The following is a 14,627-nucleotide window of genomic DNA, read 5'->3' on the forward strand; positions in this document are numbered from 1 at the left end:
CGGGCCATCGCCGGCAAGCCGGCTCCTGCCCCGACCGCGTTGGTCCATCGAACGGCGCTGTACCTGTAGGAGCCGGCTTGCCGGCGAAGAGGCCGGTACCGGCAACGTTCATCTGCCTGACGGTCCTGGCCTTTGGAAAGAACCCGATATACTGTATTCATATACAGTATATCGGGACTTCCACCATGACCCCTGCCCCCCTCCGTGGTCGCGGCACCGCCGCCAACCCCCACAACCGCTTCGCTCCAAGCCGCTCGGTGGCCGAGGACGACGGCTGGCACCAGGAAGTCCCGCCCACCCAAGGCACCGAAGTGCGGATCGAGACGGCCAAGACCATCATCGCCCGCAACACTTCCCCCGACCTGCCCTTCGACCGTTCCATCAACCCCTATCGCGGCTGTGAGCACGGCTGCATTTACTGTTACGCCCGCCCCAGCCACGCCTACTGGGACCTCTCCCCCGGCCTGGACTTCGAAACCAAGCTGATCGCCAAGACCAACGCCGCCGAAGTGCTCGAGCAGCAACTGAGCAAACCCGGCTACGTCTGTGCGCCGATCAACCTCGGCTCCAACACCGATCCCTACCAGCCCATCGAGCGCGAGCAGCAACTCACCCGGCGCTTGCTCGAAGTGCTGCTGCGCTACCGCCATCCGGTCACCATCGTCACCAAAGGCTCGCTGATACTGCGCGACCTCGACCTGATCAGCGAACTGGCCAGCCAGCGCCTGGCGCGGGTGATGATCAGCCTCACTACCCTCGACGACGAACTCAAGCGCACGCTGGAGCCGCGGGCGGCGGCGCCCAAGGCGCGACTTCGCGCGATCCGGGTATTGCGCGAGGCGGGAGTGCCAGTGGGCGTGCTGTGCTCGCCGATGATTCCGATGATCAACGACAGCGAACTGGAGCGCTTGCTGGAAGCGGCGAAGGAGGCCGGCGCGCAGAGCGCGGCGTACATGATGCTGCGCCTGCCGCTGGAAGTGGCGCCGTTGTTCGAGCAGTGGCTGCAGGATCACTACCCACAGCGCGCCGCTCATGTGTTGAGCCTGATCCGCCAGAGCCGTGGTGGTGAGCTGTATGACAGCCGGTTCGGTGCGCGGATGCGCGGTGAAGGGGTGTTCGCCGAATTGCTGGCGCAGCGCTTTCGCAAGGCGGCCAGACGGTTGGGGTTTGAAGGGCGGGAAGACTTGGCGCTGGACTGCACGGCCTTTTGTCCGCCGGGCTCGCAGATGGCGTTGTTCTGAGTGCACGCGATCTCTGTAGGAGCGGCTTCAGCCGCGATGCAGGCAGCACGGTGCATGGCACCCGCTTCGCGGGTGATCGCGGCTGAAGCCGCTCCTACAGCGGTATGCGCCGCTACTCATAGCGTCGCTAATGCTAGGTATTAAAATCAGGCGTGGGTATTGGCACCTGATGTAATTTTGCTATTATCGAAAGCCCGCCAAAACCTTCTGGAACGCCCGTTCTAGAGCCTCCGGAATTAAGTTTCAGTTAAGTTTTCTCCGCTAGCGTAGGAATCCAGTCCTCAGCGACTGTGATCATTTGCCTGTGCGTGTCATCTAAATCCCCGCATAGCCAGAATCTTTCCCCGGTAAACTGGAACTTACCTTCAAACCGTCAAGAGGATGAATCATGCCCATCAAGGACCCATCCAAGGTTGTCCCGGCCGCACCCGCCGAAAGCGCCGATGCCGCCCTGAAGCATATCGTCGACGGCTTCCTGCGGTTCCACACCGAAGTCTTCCCCGAGCAGCAGGAGCTGTTCAAGAAGCTGGCCACCGCGCAAAAGCCGCGGGCCATGTTCATCACCTGCGCCGACTCGCGCATCGTCCCCGAGCTGATCACCCAGAGCTCGCCGGGCGACCTGTTCGTCACCCGTAACGTCGGTAACGTCGTGCCGCCGTATGGCCAGATGAACGGCGGTGTTTCCAGCGCCATCGAATACGCGGTGCTGGCGCTGGGCGTGCACCACATCATCGTCTGCGGCCACTCCGACTGCGGCGCGATGCGCGCGGTGCTCAACCCGCACTCGCTGGACAAGATGCCGACCGTTTCCGCCTGGCTGCGCCATGCCGAAGTGGCACGCACCGTGATCGAGGACAACTGCTCCTGCGGCAGCGAGCACGAAAGCATGCAGTTGCTGACCAAAGAGAACGTCATCGCCCAGCTGCACCACCTGCGCACCCACCCGTCGGTCGCCTCGCGCCTGGCAGCCGGCCAACTGCACATCCATGGCTGGATCTACGACATCGAAACCAGCCAGATCGAAGCCTACAATGCCGCCAGTGATCGCTTCCTGCCACTGACCGCAGGCGAGCCGATCCCCTCCGCTACTCCGAGAGGCCGCTACTAAGCGACCCGAACACGCTGAAACGACCTTGATAGCCGGCTGCACCCGATGGGTGCGGCGCGGTCTTCGCCTGCCTTGAATTTCTCTGGACGCCTTGCCGGCAAGCCCGCTGGCGGCCCGCGCCTGCGCGCGATCCAGGGATCCCCGTGCCTGCGGCCAGAGGAATGGCCGTGAACTTGAGAAAGGAGCGTCATGGTGAACAAGACACAGATCAAAGCGGCAGTGCCGCGTGAGTTGCTGGCCTCGGTGGTGGTGTTCCTGGTGGCCCTGCCGTTGTGCATGGGCATTGCCATCGCCTCCGGCATGCCCCCGGCCAAAGGCCTGATCACCGGCATCATCGGCGGAATCGTGGTGGGCTTCCTGGCGGGCTCGCCGCTGCAGGTGAGCGGCCCGGCGGCGGGCCTGGCGGTGCTGGTGTTCGAGCTGGTGCGCCAGCATGGCATGGCGATGCTCGGGCCGATCCTGTTGCTGGCGGGGTTGCTGCAACTGCTGGCCGGACGCTTGCGCTTGGGGTGCTGGTTCCGGGTAACGGCGCCAGCGGTGGTGTACGGCATGCTCGCCGGCATCGGTGTGCTGATCGTGCTGTCCCAGGTGCACGTGATGTTCGACACGGCGCCGCAGCCGTCGGGTGTGGATAACCTGCTGGGCTTCCCGGCGACGCTGGCTTCGGCCCTGCCGCTGGAGCGCGCGGGCAATGGCTGGCAGGCCGGCGCATTGGGCCTGGGCACCATTGCCATCATGTGGGGCTGGGAGCGCTTTCGCCCGCAACGTTTGCGCTTCATCCCTGGTGCGCTGCTCGGGGTCGCAGCGATGACCGCCGTCAGCCTGTGGCTGGCGCTGCCGGTCAATCGCGTGCAGGTACCAGCCGACCTGTCCGAAGCCATCGACTGGCTACGCCCGGACGATCTGCTCAAGCTGGCCGACCCCACGCTGCTGGTGGCAGCTTTCGCCCTCGCATTCATCGCCAGCGCCGAGACCTTGCTGTCCGCAGCCGCGGTGGACCGCATGCACAGCGGCCAGCGTTCGGACTTCGACCGTGAACTGTCGGCGCAGGGCATCGGCAACATGCTCTGCGGTGTGCTCGGCGCGCTGCCTATGACCGGGGTGATCGTGCGCAGCTCGGCCAACGTGCAGGCCGGCGCGCAGACCCGGGCTTCGGCGATCTTGCATGGTGTGTGGTTGCTGGCCTTCGTGGTCGTGTTGAGCAGCGTGCTGCAGCAGATCCCGGTGGCGAGCCTGGCGGGCGTGCTGGTGTACACCGGCGTGAAGCTGGTGGACTTCAAGGCATTCCGCGGCCTGGGCCGTTATGGGCGGATGCCGATGTTCACCTATGCCGCCACGGCACTGGCGATTGTCTTCACCGATTTGCTGACCGGGGTGCTGCTGGGCTTTGCCCTCACCCTGCTGAAGTTGGCGTTCAAGGCGGCGCGATTGAAGATCAACCTGGTGGCGCTGGATGCGCCGGGGCACATGGAGCTGCGCCTGAGCGGGGCGGCGACGTTCCTCAAGGTGCCGGCGCTGACCCAGGTGCTGGAGACCGTGCCGGAAGGGACGACGCTACATGTACCCTTAGGCAACCTGAGCTATATCGACCATTCCTGCCTGGAGTTGCTGGAGGACTGGGGGCGCAGTGGCGCGGTCAAGGGGGCGCGGTTGGTGCTGGAAGAGCGGCGGCTGAAGCGGCGGGTCGAGGGGCGGCTGCGGACTACGGCAGGGCTTGGGGCTTGAGTGAGGCGGTTCGCCGGCAAGCCGGCTCCTACAGGTAGGAGCCGGCTTGCCGGCGAATGGCTGCAAACGGTCAGCTCAAGCCGATTGGCCCAGCTCGACCCCAAGTTGGCGCGACAGGCACGGCCAGCGTTTCCACGCCGCGCCGGTTTCCGGGCTCGACAGCTTGTCGCGATAAGCCTCCACAGATTCAGCGGCGAAGCTTTCGTCATCGAGCATTTCATCCACCGAATGGTGCACCACCTCGTCCAGCTGGTTGGCAAAAGTCTCGCCGATCAACTGGTGGGCGATCAGGTTGGCCACCGTGGTATCCACCGGAATCAGCGGCTGCTGGAAGTGGCGGATGTACAGGTCGTTGACCTCCTCGACCAGGCGGTGCGCCAGGTAGGCCTCGTCCAGCAGGCAGTCGAGACCGACATGCCCGGCCATCACGCTGGGCGGCTGCAGGAAGTAGGCTTCGGCGATCTTCAGCACCGGTTTGATCTGCGACTCGATACCGGCTTCGAGTGCCACGTTGTGCGCGGCCTCGAGCAGTTCCGGAACCTCGTTGATGTAGGCGCCGACGAAGCGCGCCAAGGTACCCTGGGCATCCTGCTGGGGTAGTTGAATCGATGGATGCAGGTGCGGCAATTGCAGTTCGAGGCGGGCTTTCAGTTGGCCTGTGCGGCTCTCATGTTGATGGGCGGTTTCGATCTGCTCGCGTACAGCAGCGATGTTCATGACAACTCCAGGGACAAGGCGTTACAAACGGAAGACACTAAGTTAGCTTGCTTACGAGAATGCCTAAGACGCATTTGTTATATCTCTGAGACACGTGTAGGAAATTGGCTATATCAATGTGCCATCATTGTGCCCCGCCCCAGCATTCATGCGGCTTTCAGCGCAAACGTTTGGATGGATGAAGATCATTTAAAACCCTTCATTGCGCACCATTGGTCGGTGTCTATACTCCGCTTGAAACGTGATTCGTTGATGAGGCCCGACTGCCGTTTGCAGGGGGCTCGGTCGTCGAAGCCAGGCAGTCTTGGCCACCGTTCCCCCCCATGTCGTAAGGTCGTCCGCGCCTCCGGGACTACAAGAACGATAAGGGGAACCCGCAATGATGCGACATCCACATGTCTGGATGGGCCTGTTGCTGTGGTCAATGTTTGGTCAGGCACAGGCGGCATGGACCGTGAACATGGCTCCCGGGGCGACGGACGTCTCCCACGCCGTGTTCGACCTGCACATGACCATCTTCTGGATCTGCGTGATCATCGGCATCGTGGTGTTCGGCGCGATGTTCTGGTCGATGGTCATCCATCGCCGCTCCACTGGCCAGCAGCCCGCGCATTTTCACGAGCACACCTGGGTTGAGATTCTCTGGACCGTCGTCCCCTTCCTGATCCTCGTGGCCATGGCCATCCCGGCCACCAAGACCCTGATCGAAATCTACGACGCCAGTGAGTCGGACATCGACATCCAGGTCACCGGCTACCAGTGGAAGTGGCACTACAAGTACCTGGGCCAGGACGTGGAGTTCTTCAGCAACCTGGCCACCCCCGCCGACCAGATCCACAACAAGGCGCCCAAGGACGAGCACTACCTGCTCGAAGTCGACCAGCCGCTGGTGCTGCCGGTGGGGGCCAAGGTGCGCTTCCTGGTCACCGCCGCCGATGTCATCCATTCCTGGTGGGTACCTGCCTTCGCGGTCAAGCGCGACGCCATCCCCGGCTTCGTCAACGAGGCTTGGACCCGCATCGAGAAACCCGGCATCTACCGTGGCCAGTGCACCGAGCTGTGCGGCAAGGACCACGGTTTCATGCCGGTGGTGGTGGAGGTGAAGTCCAAGGCTGACTACGAGACCTGGCTGGGCGAGCGCAAGGCCGAGGCGGCCAAGCTCAAGGAGCTGACCAGCAAGGACTGGACCCTGCAGGAGCTGGTCGAACGCGGCGACAAGGTCTACCACACCACTTGCGTGGCCTGTCACCAGGCCGAAGGCCAGGGCCTGCCGCCGATGTTCCCGGCGCTCAAGGGTTCGAAGATCGCCACCGGGCCGAAGGAAGGCCACCTGAGCATTGTCTTTCACGGTAAGCCCGGCACGGCCATGGCCGCATTCGGCAAGCAACTCTCGGAAGTCGACATCGCCGCCGTGGTCACCTACGAGCGCAACGCCTGGGGCAACAACAAGGGCGACATGGTCACGCCGAAGGACGTGCTGGCGCTCAAGCAGGCGGAAAGCAAATGAACCGGTGCCTTAGGGTTGCAGGAGACAGGACATGAGTGCAGTGATCGACGACCACGCCCACGGTCATGAACACGCCCACGGCCCGGCCAAGGGCCTGATGCGCTGGGTGCTGACCACCAACCACAAGGACATCGGCACGATGTACCTGTGGTTCGCCTTCACCATGTTCCTGCTCGGCGGCTCGTTCGCCATGGTGATCCGCGCCGAGCTGTTCCAGCCCGGGCTGCAGATCGTCGAGCCGGCGTTCTTCAACCAGATGACCACCATGCACGGGCTGATCATGGTGTTCGGCGCGGTGATGCCGGCGTTCGTCGGGCTGGCCAACTGGATGATCCCGCTGATGATCGGCGCCCCGGACATGGCCCTGCCGCGAATGAACAACTTCAGCTTCTGGCTGCTGCCGGCGGCGTTCCTGCTGCTGGTCTCGACCCTGTTCAGCCCTGGCGGCGGGCCCAACTTCGGCTGGACCTTCTACGCGCCGCTGTCGACCACCTACGCCCCGGCCAGCGTCACCTTCTTCATCTTTGCCATCCACCTGATGGGCATCAGCTCGATCATGGGCGCGATCAACGTGATCGCCACCATCCTCAACCTGCGCGCCCCGGGCATGACCCTGATGAAGATGCCGCTGTTCGTCTGGACCTGGCTGATCACCGCGTTCCTGCTGATCGCGGTGATGCCGGTGCTGGCCGGCGTGGTGACCATGATGCTGATGGACATCCACTTCGGCACCAGCTTCTTCAGTGCCGCCGGTGGTGGTGACCCGGTGCTGTTCCAGCATGTGTTCTGGTTCTTCGGCCACCCCGAGGTGTACATCATGATCCTGCCCGCCTTCGGCGCGGTCAGCTCGATCATCCCGGCGTTCTCGCGCAAGCCGCTGTTCGGCTACACCTCGATGGTCTACGCCACCGGCGCGATCGCCTTCCTGTCGTTCATCGTCTGGGCCCACCACATGTTCGTGGTCGGTATCCCGGTGGTGGGCGAGCTGTTCTTCATGTACGCCACCATGCTGATCGCCGTGCCCACCGGGGTGAAGGTGTTCAACTGGGTCAGCACCATGTGGGAGGGCTCGCTGACCTTCGAGACGCCGATGCTGTTCGCCATCGCCTTCGTCATCCTGTTCACCATCGGTGGCTTCTCCGGGTTGATGCTGGCCATCGCCCCGGCGGACTTCCAGTACCACGACACTTACTTCGTGGTCGCCCACTTCCACTACGTGCTGGTGCCCGGGGCGATCTTCGGTATCTTCGCCTCGGCCTACTACTGGCTGCCGAAATGGACCGGGCACATGTATGACGAAACCCTCGGCAAGCTGCACTTCTGGTTGTCGTTCATCGGCATGAACATGGCCTTCTTCCCCATGCACTTCGTCGGTCTGGCCGGCATGCCACGGCGGATCCCCGACTACAACCTGCAATTTGCCGACTTCAACATGGTCTCGTCGATCGGCGCCTTCATGTTCGGTGCCACGCAGATCTTCTTCCTGTTCATTGTCATCAAGTGCATCCGCGGCGGTGCGCCGGCAGCGGCCAAGCCCTGGGACGGTGCCGAGGGGCTGGAGTGGTCGATTCCGTCGCCGGCGCCTTATCACACCTTCCAGACCCCTCCGGAAGTGAAGTAGGAGCCTGCCCATGGACGGCCTGTCGCTCAAACGCCTGGTCACCCGCCTGCTGATGCTGACCGTGGTGATGTTCGCCTTCGGCTTTGCCCTGGTGCCGATCTACGACGTGATGTGCAAGGCCTTTGGCATCAACGGCAAGACCGGTGGGCAGTACGAGGGCAGCCAGGTGAGTGACCCGTCGCGCTCGGTGCGGGTGCAGTTCATGTCGACCAACGCCGGTGACATGAGCTGGGAGTTCCACTCCACCGCCGACCAGCTCGAGGTCAACCCGGGGGCGGTGAACCAGATGATCTTCATCGCCCGCAACCCGACCGACAAACCCATGAGCGCCCAGGCCATCCCCAGCATCACCCCGGCCGAGGCCGCGGCGTATTTCCACAAGACCGAGTGCTTCTGTTTCACCCAGCAGGTGCTGCAGCCGGGCGAGCGCATCGAGATGCCGGTGCGTTTCATCGTCGACCGCGACCTGCCGGAGGCGGTGAAGCACCTGACCCTGGCCTACACCCTGTTCGACATCACCGCTCGCCACCCCCCGGTCGCCCATGTCGCGACCGAGGCCGCCCGTTGAGGGAAGGAGATCAACCATGGCAAGCCACGAGCATTACTACGTCCCGGCGCAGAGCAAGTGGCCGATCATCGCCACGATCGGCATGTTCATTACCGTGTTCGGCCTGGGGACCTGGTTCAACGACCTCAAGGCCGGGCACCCGGAATCCCACGGGCCGCTGATCTTCTTCGTCGGCGGGCTGTTCCTGGCGTACATGTTGTTCGGCTGGTTCGGCGCGGTGGTCAAGGAGAGCCATGCGGGGCTGTACAGCTCGCAGATGGACCGCTCGTTCCGCTGGGGCATGAGCTGGTTCATCTTTTCCGAGGTGATGTTCTTCCTGGCGTTCTTCGGGGCGCTGTTCTATGTGCGGGTGCTGGCAGGGCCATGGCTGGGGGGCGAGGGGCACAAGGGCGTGGCGCACATGCTCTGGCCTAACTTCGAGTTTGTCTGGCCACTGCTGCACACGCCTGACCCGAAACTGTTCCCGCCGCCCAAGGAGGTGATCGATCCGTGGCACCTGCCGCTGATCAACACCATCCTGCTGGTGAGTTCCAGCGTGACCGTGACCATCGCCCACCACGCCTTGCGCAAGGGGCATCGCGGCCCGCTGAAACTGTGGCTGGGGCTGACGATTCTGCTGGGGCTGTCGTTCCTGGCGTTGCAGGCCTACGAGTACCACGAGGCCTACACCAAGCTGGGGCTGACGCTGGGGTCTGGGGTCTATGGCGCGACGTTCTTCATGCTCACGGGCTTCCACGGCGCGCATGTGACGTTGGGCACGATAATCCTGTTCGTGATGTTCTGCCGGGTGCTGCGGGGGCACTTCAACCCGGAGAAGCACTTCGGGTTCGAGGCGGCGAGTTGGTACTGGCACTTCGTCGATGTGGTGTGGGTGGGGTTGTTCATCTTTGTTTATGTGCTGTAGGCGCGGCTTCAGCCGCGAAGCAGGCACCTTGGCGTGTGGCACCCGCTTTGCGGGTGATCGCGGCTGAAGCCGCTCCTACAGGAGGGCGGCGGTGATTTTAGAAGGGGGCGTGCGACACCAGTTGGCCGCTGATGAAGCCCCAGGCGACCAGCCCGATGGTCAGGGCTGCCAGGGTGACACGCACGGTCAGGGCCTTGAGCAGGCGGGTCGAATGGTCGTCGTCCTTGACCAGGAATACCAGGCCACTGAACAGGCTGGCGACCGTGGCCAGCAGCATCAGGACTATCGCGGCCTTGAGCATGGCGCTACTCCGGGGGATGTGGTGATGCGGACAAGTATAGCGGTTGCCCCGACGAGGCCTCGATGAGGCCGTTCCGTCCGGGCTGGATCCCGACCCTGGTGGTGCTCGCGCTGCTGCCGGGGCTGATCGCGCTTGGCTGCTGGCAACTGCGCCGCGCCGACGAAAAGCGCGCCCTGCTCGATACCTACACCGAACGCCAGATCGAGGCGCCGGTGGCTGCCGCGCAGCTACGCCAGTTGCCGGATCCTGCCTTCTACCCGGTGCACCTCTACGGCAGTTTCGACGCCGAGCACAGCCTGCTGCTGGATAACCAGATGCGCGATGGCAAACCCGGCGTCGAGCTGTTGCAGCCGTTCCACGACCAGGCCAGCGGGCAGTGGCTGCTGGTCAATCGCGGCTGGCTGCCCTGGCCGGATCGCCGTGTGCCGGTGCGCTTCGACACCCCCGATCAGCCGCTGGCGCTGGAAGCCTTGGTGTATGTCGCGCCCGGCAAGACGTTCCAGCTCCACCCCGACTCGACCGAAGGCCGCTGGCCGCATCTGCTCACCGCCATCGACCCGACTGCGCTGTGGCAACAACTGGGACGGGAAGGTTTCGCCCATGAACTGCGCCTGCAACCGGGCCCAGCTAGTTATCGGCTGGACTGGCCGGTAGTCGCCATGGGCCCCGAGAAGCACCTGGGCTACGCCGTGCAGTGGTTCGCCCTGGCCACGGCATTGCTGCTGCTCTACCTCTATTTCGGCTGGCATCACAACGACAAGGAGAACCGCCATGGCCGCCGCCACGAGTCCATTGCACGCACCTGAAGGCCGCAAGGCCCGCGGGCGCCTGCAGTTGCTGCTGATCCTGTTCGTCGTGCTCGGGCCGATGATCCTCGCCACCAGCATGTACAAGCTGCAGTTCTGGGTACCGGACGGGCGCAGCTACCACGGCGTGATGATCGGCAACGGCCTGGGCCGCGCCGATATCGGCATCGACGCCCAGGACGAGCGCTGGCAACTGCTGGTCAGTGCCCCCGAGGCCTGCGCCGAAGACTGCCGGCAGTTGGTGTACCTGGCCCGGCAGATCCAGGTTGGCCTGGGGCGCGACGCCAGCCGCGCCAGCCATGCCCTGGCCTCGGCCCGGCCGTTGGAGGGCGATTACCAAGGCGTGCTCGACCGCGAGTACCCGCAGCTGCAGCGCTATCCGCTGGACGCCGAGCGTTACCGGCAAAAGGTGAGTGAACCGGGGCCGCAACTGTGGATCGTCGACCCCCACGGCAACCTGGTGCTGCGCTACGACGCCAAGGTCAACGGCAAGCAAGTGCTGGACGATCTGCGCCACCTGCTCAAGCTGTCCAACATCGGCTAGGAGGCCGCCATGGCCAGACCCGGATTCCGCCTCGCTGTGTTCGCCACCCTGTTGGCGTTGCTGGTCGTGCTGCTCGGTGCCTATACCCGCCTGACCCACGCTGGCCTCGGCTGCCCGGACTGGCCGGGCTGCTACGGCTTCATCAGCGTGCCCAAGACCGATGCGCAGCTGGCCCATGCCGAGCTGCACTTCCCCGAGCACCCGGTCGAGGAAGCCAAGGGTTGGGCGGAGATGGTCCATCGCTATTTCGCCGGGACCCTGGCGATGGTGATCGCCCTGCTCGCCTTCCACGCCGTGCGCCGGCATGCCCGCGATGGCCAGCCTTATCGCTTGCCGCTGCTATTGCTGGGGGTCGTGCTGGCCCAGGCGGCGTTCGGCATGTGGACGGTGACCTTGAAACTCTGGCCCCAGGTAGTCACGGCGCACTTGCTCGGGGGCTTCACCACGGTCAGCTTGCTTTTCCTGCTATCCCTGCGTCTATCCCGGGCCTTTGCGCCCTTGCCGAAACTGCCCCTGAGCCTACGCCGTATCGCTGCGTTGGCACTGCTGGTGGTGATCGGCCAGATCGCCTTGGGCGGCTGGGTCAGTTCCAACTATGCGGCGGTGGCCTGTATCGACTTGCCCACCTGCCACGGTCAATGGTGGCCGGCGGCGGACTTCAGCAACGGTTTCCACCTCACCCAGCACGTCGGCCCCAACTACCTGGGCGGGCAGCTGGATAGCGATGCGCGCACGGCAATCCATATCAGCCATCGTCTCGGTGCCTTGTTGGTCACGCTGGTGCTGCTGATGCTCAGCTGGAAGCTGCATCGCAATGGCCTGACCGGCTTGGCGCGCCTGGTACTGCTGGCGCTGGCGCTGCAAATCGGGCTGGGCGTGAGCAACGTGTTGCTGCACCTGCCGCTGGCCGTGGCCGTGGCCCACAACGCTGGCGGCATCCTGCTGCTGCTGAGCATGGTGCTGGTGAACTACCGCATCCGCGTGGCCGACAAAGTACGTGTCGGTCTTGGCTGGCGTCTCACCCCGGTGAGCAACGTCGGGCTCTCCCATCACATGAGGAATGATTCGTGGCGACGCTTCTGAGCACGGAACGCCCGCGCACCGGCTGGCGCGACTACATGGAGTTGACCAAGCCCAAGGTGGTGGTGCTGATGCTGATCACCTCGCTGGTGGGCATGTTTCTCGCCACCCGCGCCGGCGTCGCCTGGAGCGTGCTGCTGTTCGGCAACCTGGGGATCGGCCTGTGCGCCGGGGGCGCGGCGGTGGTCAACCACGTGGTGGACCGGCGCATCGACGCGCTGATGGCCCGCACCCACAAACGCCCGCTAGCCCAGGGCCGGGTCGCGCCGCTACCGGCCCTGGCCTTCGCCTTGCTGTTGGCAGTGATGGGCCTGGCATTGCTGCTGGCGTTCACCAATACCCTCACCGCCTGGCTGACCCTGGCTTCGCTATTGGGTTATGCGGTGCTCTACACCGGCTTTCTCAAGCGCGCGACGCCGCAGAACATCGTGATCGGCGGCCTGGCCGGCGCGGCCCCGCCGTTGCTGGGTTGGGTGGCGGTGAGCGGGCATGTGAGCGCCGAGCCGCTGTTGCTGGTGCTGATCATTTTCGCCTGGACCCCGCCGCACTTCTGGGCCCTGGCCATCCACCGCAAGGCCGAGTACGAAAAAGCCGATATTCCCATGCTGCCGGTGACCCATGGCGAGCATTACACCGCGCTGCATATCCTGCTCTACACCCTGATTCTGCTGGCTGTCAGCCTGTTGCCCTATGCCATCCACATGAGTGGCCCGCTTTACCTGGCCTGTGCCCTGGCCCTGGGCCTGCGCTTCCTGCATTGGGCCTGGGTGTTGTACCGTGGCACCCGGCCGCACGCGGCGATCAAGACGTTCAAGTACTCTATCGGCTATCTGTTCGCCCTGTTCATCGCGCTGCTCGTTGACCACTACCTGTTGCTGAACCTATGACCCGAACCCAGAAAACCGTCTTCATCCTCGTTGCCCTGGTCGCGCTGATCATGGGCCTGACCGTCAACAAGGTGCTCAGCGACCGCGGTCAGCTGAACCCCACCGAACTGATCGACGCCGGCATCATCCTGTTGCCACAAAGCCGCACGGTGCCAGACGTGAAGATGACCGACCAGAACGGTCAGCCCGTCGCGCTGGACCAGCTCAAGGGCAAATGGTCGTTACTGTTCTTCGGCTACACCTACTGCCCGGACATCTGCCCGACCACCCTCGCCCAGCTTCGCCAGGTGAAGAGCGAGCTGCCCAAGGAGGCCATCGAGCGCCTGCAGGTGGTGTTGGTGAGCGTGGACCCGCACCGTGACACGCCGAACCAGCTCAAGCAGTACCTGGGCTATTTCGACAAGGATTTCGTCGGGGTGGCGGGGTCGATCGAGGACACGCAGAAGCTGGCCAATGCCCTGAGCATTCCGTTCATTCCGGCTGATACCAGCAAGCCGGGGTATACCGTGGACCACAGCGGCAACCTGGCGGTGGTCGGGCCGGATGGGCGCCAGCGCGGGTTCATTCGTGCGCCGTTCAACAACCAGAAGCTGGTGGCGCAGTTGCCGGGGCTGGTCGAACGGGATTGACCAGGGATTGGTGTTCGATCATTGGGCCTGCTGCGCAGGCCATCGCGACGCAAGGCCGCTCCCACAGGTACAGCGCCAGGCTTGAGTTGGCACCGAACCTGTGGGAGCGGCCTTGTGTAGCGATGGGCCGCAAAGCGGCCCCGGGGACATCAGATTAGAACGCCGGAATCACCGCGCCCTTGTACTTCTCGGTGATGAACTGCTTCACCTCAGGCGAGTGCAGGGCCGCGGCCAGCTTCTTCATGGCATCCGCGTCCTTGTTGTCCGGGCGGGCAACCAGGATGTTCACGTAAGGCGAGTCGCTGCCTTCGATGACCAGCGCGTCCTTCTCCGGGTTCAGCTTGGCTTCCAGCGCATAGTTGGTGTTGATCAGCGCCAGGTCGACCTGGGTCAGCACACGCGGGATGGTGGCCGCTTCCAGCTCGCGGAACTTCAACTTCTTGTCGTTGCCGGTGATGTCCTTCACGGTCGACAGGATGTTCTTGTTGTCCTTGAGCTTGATCACGCCGGCCTTGTCCAGCAGCAGCAGGGCGCGGCCGCCGTTGGTGGCGTCGTTGGGGATGACCACGGTGGCGCCGTCAGCCAGCTCGTCGAGCTTCTTCAGCTTGGTGGAGTAGGCGCCCAGCGGCTCCAGGTGCACGCCGGTGACGCTGACCAGCTGGGTGCCCTTGGCCTTGTTGAACTCGTCCAGGTACGGCTGGTGCTGGAAGAAGTTGGCGTCCAGGCGTTTTTCCGCAACCTGCACGTTCGGCTGGATGTAGTCGGTGAATTCCTTGACCTTCAGTTCCACGCCCTCTTTGGCCAGCTGTGGCTGGACGAACTTGAGGATCTCGGCGTGCGGCACCGGGGTGGCGGCGACGGTCAGGGTTTCGGCGTGGGCCGAGAAGGCCGCGACGGCGGCGACAACAGCAAGCAGCTTCTTCATTGATCACTCCTTGTGAGGGCCGCGACGGCCCCCGAACGGGTCGGCCAGGCCGACCCCATTGGGG

General features: G+C 64.1%; 15 protein-coding genes. 12 read left to right on the forward strand and 3 right to left on the reverse strand.

The window, feature by feature from the left end:
* Positions 1-185: 185 nt before the first annotated feature.
* The 3 genes from PSEEN_RS00245 (at position 186) to PSEEN_RS00255 (ending at position 4,074) form a co-directional block, all read left to right on the forward strand.
* Entirely contained in the window at positions 186-1,241 is a 1,056-nt protein-coding gene (locus PSEEN_RS00245) for a PA0069 family radical SAM protein (RefSeq protein ID WP_011531507.1), read from the forward strand.
* A gap of 388 nt (positions 1,242-1,629) precedes the next feature.
* On the forward strand, positions 1,630-2,349 hold the full coding sequence (locus PSEEN_RS00250; RefSeq protein WP_011531508.1) for a carbonic anhydrase: 720 nt from the start codon (positions 1,630-1,632) through the stop codon (positions 2,347-2,349).
* A 189-nt stretch (positions 2,350-2,538) separates the two neighbouring features.
* Positions 2,539-4,074 carry a SulP family inorganic anion transporter gene (locus tag PSEEN_RS00255; protein ID WP_011531509.1) on the forward strand — a complete coding sequence of 512 codons (1,536 nt, stop codon included), beginning with the start codon at positions 2,539-2,541 and terminating at the stop codon, positions 4,072-4,074.
* Between the two features lie 75 nt (positions 4,075-4,149).
* On the opposite strand, the gene PSEEN_RS00260 is transcribed toward PSEEN_RS00255, so the two are convergent.
* On the reverse strand, positions 4,150-4,791 hold the full coding sequence (locus PSEEN_RS00260; protein WP_011531510.1) for a hypothetical protein: 642 nt from the start codon (positions 4,789-4,791) through the stop codon (positions 4,150-4,152).
* A gap of 379 nt (positions 4,792-5,170) precedes the next feature.
* Here PSEEN_RS00260 and coxB point away from each other — a divergent pair, with 379 nt between their 5' ends.
* Genes coxB through PSEEN_RS00280 form a run of 4 tightly spaced genes read left to right on the forward strand, consistent with a single transcriptional unit; the run spans position 5,171 to position 9,391 of the window.
* Entirely contained in the window at positions 5,171-6,298 is a 1,128-nt protein-coding gene (gene coxB, locus PSEEN_RS00265; RefSeq protein ID WP_011531511.1) for a cytochrome c oxidase subunit II, read from the forward strand.
* A gap of 31 nt (positions 6,299-6,329) precedes the next feature.
* Entirely contained in the window at positions 6,330-7,919 is a 1,590-nt protein-coding gene (gene ctaD / locus PSEEN_RS00270) for a cytochrome c oxidase subunit I (RefSeq protein WP_011531512.1), read from the forward strand.
* Between the two features lie 10 nt (positions 7,920-7,929).
* Entirely contained in the window at positions 7,930-8,487 is a 558-nt protein-coding gene (locus PSEEN_RS00275) for a cytochrome c oxidase assembly protein (protein WP_011531513.1), read from the forward strand.
* A gap of 16 nt (positions 8,488-8,503) precedes the next feature.
* Positions 8,504-9,391, forward strand: coding sequence for a cytochrome c oxidase subunit 3 (locus PSEEN_RS00280; protein WP_011531514.1), 888 nt, complete (start codon positions 8,504-8,506; stop codon positions 9,389-9,391).
* Between the two features lie 97 nt (positions 9,392-9,488).
* Here the strand turns inward: PSEEN_RS00280 and PSEEN_RS00285 are convergent, their stop codons facing one another.
* Entirely contained in the window at positions 9,489-9,692 is a 204-nt protein-coding gene (locus PSEEN_RS00285; protein WP_011531515.1) for a twin transmembrane helix small protein, read from the reverse strand.
* Between the two features lie 62 nt (positions 9,693-9,754).
* Between PSEEN_RS00285 and PSEEN_RS00290 the strand changes: the two genes are divergently transcribed.
* From PSEEN_RS00290 to PSEEN_RS00310, 5 genes are read left to right on the forward strand one after another with little or no spacing between them, the layout of a single operon-like run.
* Complete coding sequence (locus tag PSEEN_RS00290; protein WP_011531516.1) at positions 9,755-10,498, forward strand: SURF1 family protein; 744 nt, start codon at positions 9,755-9,757, stop codon at positions 10,496-10,498.
* The gene (locus PSEEN_RS00295; protein WP_011531517.1) at positions 10,464-11,042 is read left to right on the forward strand and encodes a hypothetical protein; all 579 of its coding nucleotides are present in this window, start codon (positions 10,464-10,466) and stop codon (positions 11,040-11,042) included. Before PSEEN_RS00290 ends, PSEEN_RS00295 begins: the two co-directional genes overlap by 35 nt.
* Positions 11,043-11,051: 9 nt before the next feature.
* Positions 11,052-12,125: a COX15/CtaA family protein gene (locus PSEEN_RS00300; protein WP_011531518.1), complete on the forward strand. Its 1,074-nt coding sequence runs from the start codon at positions 11,052-11,054 to the stop codon at positions 12,123-12,125.
* Positions 12,110-13,009 carry a heme o synthase gene (gene cyoE / locus PSEEN_RS00305; RefSeq protein WP_011531519.1) on the forward strand — a complete coding sequence of 300 codons (900 nt, stop codon included), beginning with the start codon at positions 12,110-12,112 and terminating at the stop codon, positions 13,007-13,009. Before PSEEN_RS00300 ends, cyoE begins: the two co-directional genes overlap by 16 nt.
* The gene (locus tag PSEEN_RS00310) at positions 13,006-13,638 is read left to right on the forward strand and encodes an SCO family protein (protein ID WP_011531520.1); all 633 of its coding nucleotides are present in this window, start codon (positions 13,006-13,008) and stop codon (positions 13,636-13,638) included. The genes cyoE and PSEEN_RS00310 overlap by 4 nt, the downstream gene beginning before the upstream one ends.
* A gap of 154 nt (positions 13,639-13,792) precedes the next feature.
* Here PSEEN_RS00310 and PSEEN_RS00315 read toward each other — a convergent pair whose 3' ends face one another.
* Positions 13,793-14,563 carry a MetQ/NlpA family ABC transporter substrate-binding protein gene (locus tag PSEEN_RS00315; protein WP_011531521.1) on the reverse strand — a complete coding sequence of 257 codons (771 nt, stop codon included), beginning with the start codon at positions 14,561-14,563 and terminating at the stop codon, positions 13,793-13,795.
* Between the last annotated feature and the right edge of the window lie 64 nt (positions 14,564-14,627).

The sequence above is a fragment of the Pseudomonas entomophila L48 genome, from assembly GCF_000026105.1.
Classification (GTDB): Bacteria; Pseudomonadota; Gammaproteobacteria; order Pseudomonadales; family Pseudomonadaceae; genus Aquipseudomonas; species Aquipseudomonas entomophila.

Bases quoted from the DNA above. Each gene is read 5' to 3' on its own strand.
- ctaD (WP_011531512.1), top strand. From the start codon at position 6,330: ATGAGTGCAGTGATCGACGACCACGCCCACGGTCATGAACACGCCCAC.
- PSEEN_RS00245 (WP_011531507.1), top strand. From the start codon at position 186: ATGACCCCTGCCCCCCTCCGTGGTCGCGGCACCGCCGCCAACCCCCAC.
- PSEEN_RS00295 (WP_011531517.1), top strand. From the start codon at position 10,464: ATGGCCGCCGCCACGAGTCCATTGCACGCACCTGAAGGCCGCAAGGCC.
- PSEEN_RS00300 (WP_011531518.1), top strand. From the start codon at position 11,052: ATGGCCAGACCCGGATTCCGCCTCGCTGTGTTCGCCACCCTGTTGGCG.
- coxB (WP_011531511.1), top strand. From the start codon at position 5,171: ATGATGCGACATCCACATGTCTGGATGGGCCTGTTGCTGTGGTCAATG.
- PSEEN_RS00260 (WP_011531510.1), bottom strand. From the start codon at position 4,791: ATGAACATCGCTGCTGTACGCGAGCAGATCGAAACCGCCCATCAACAT.
- PSEEN_RS00250 (WP_011531508.1), top strand. From the start codon at position 1,630: ATGCCCATCAAGGACCCATCCAAGGTTGTCCCGGCCGCACCCGCCGAA.
- PSEEN_RS00315 (WP_011531521.1), bottom strand. From the start codon at position 14,563: ATGAAGAAGCTGCTTGCTGTTGTCGCCGCCGTCGCGGCCTTCTCGGCC.
- PSEEN_RS00275 (WP_011531513.1), top strand. From the start codon at position 7,930: ATGGACGGCCTGTCGCTCAAACGCCTGGTCACCCGCCTGCTGATGCTG.
- PSEEN_RS00310 (WP_011531520.1), top strand. From the start codon at position 13,006: ATGACCCGAACCCAGAAAACCGTCTTCATCCTCGTTGCCCTGGTCGCG.
- PSEEN_RS00280 (WP_011531514.1), top strand. From the start codon at position 8,504: ATGGCAAGCCACGAGCATTACTACGTCCCGGCGCAGAGCAAGTGGCCG.
- PSEEN_RS00290 (WP_011531516.1), top strand. From the start codon at position 9,755: ATGAGGCCGTTCCGTCCGGGCTGGATCCCGACCCTGGTGGTGCTCGCG.
- PSEEN_RS00285 (WP_011531515.1), bottom strand. From the start codon at position 9,692: ATGCTCAAGGCCGCGATAGTCCTGATGCTGCTGGCCACGGTCGCCAGC.
- PSEEN_RS00255 (WP_011531509.1), top strand. From the start codon at position 2,539: ATGGTGAACAAGACACAGATCAAAGCGGCAGTGCCGCGTGAGTTGCTG.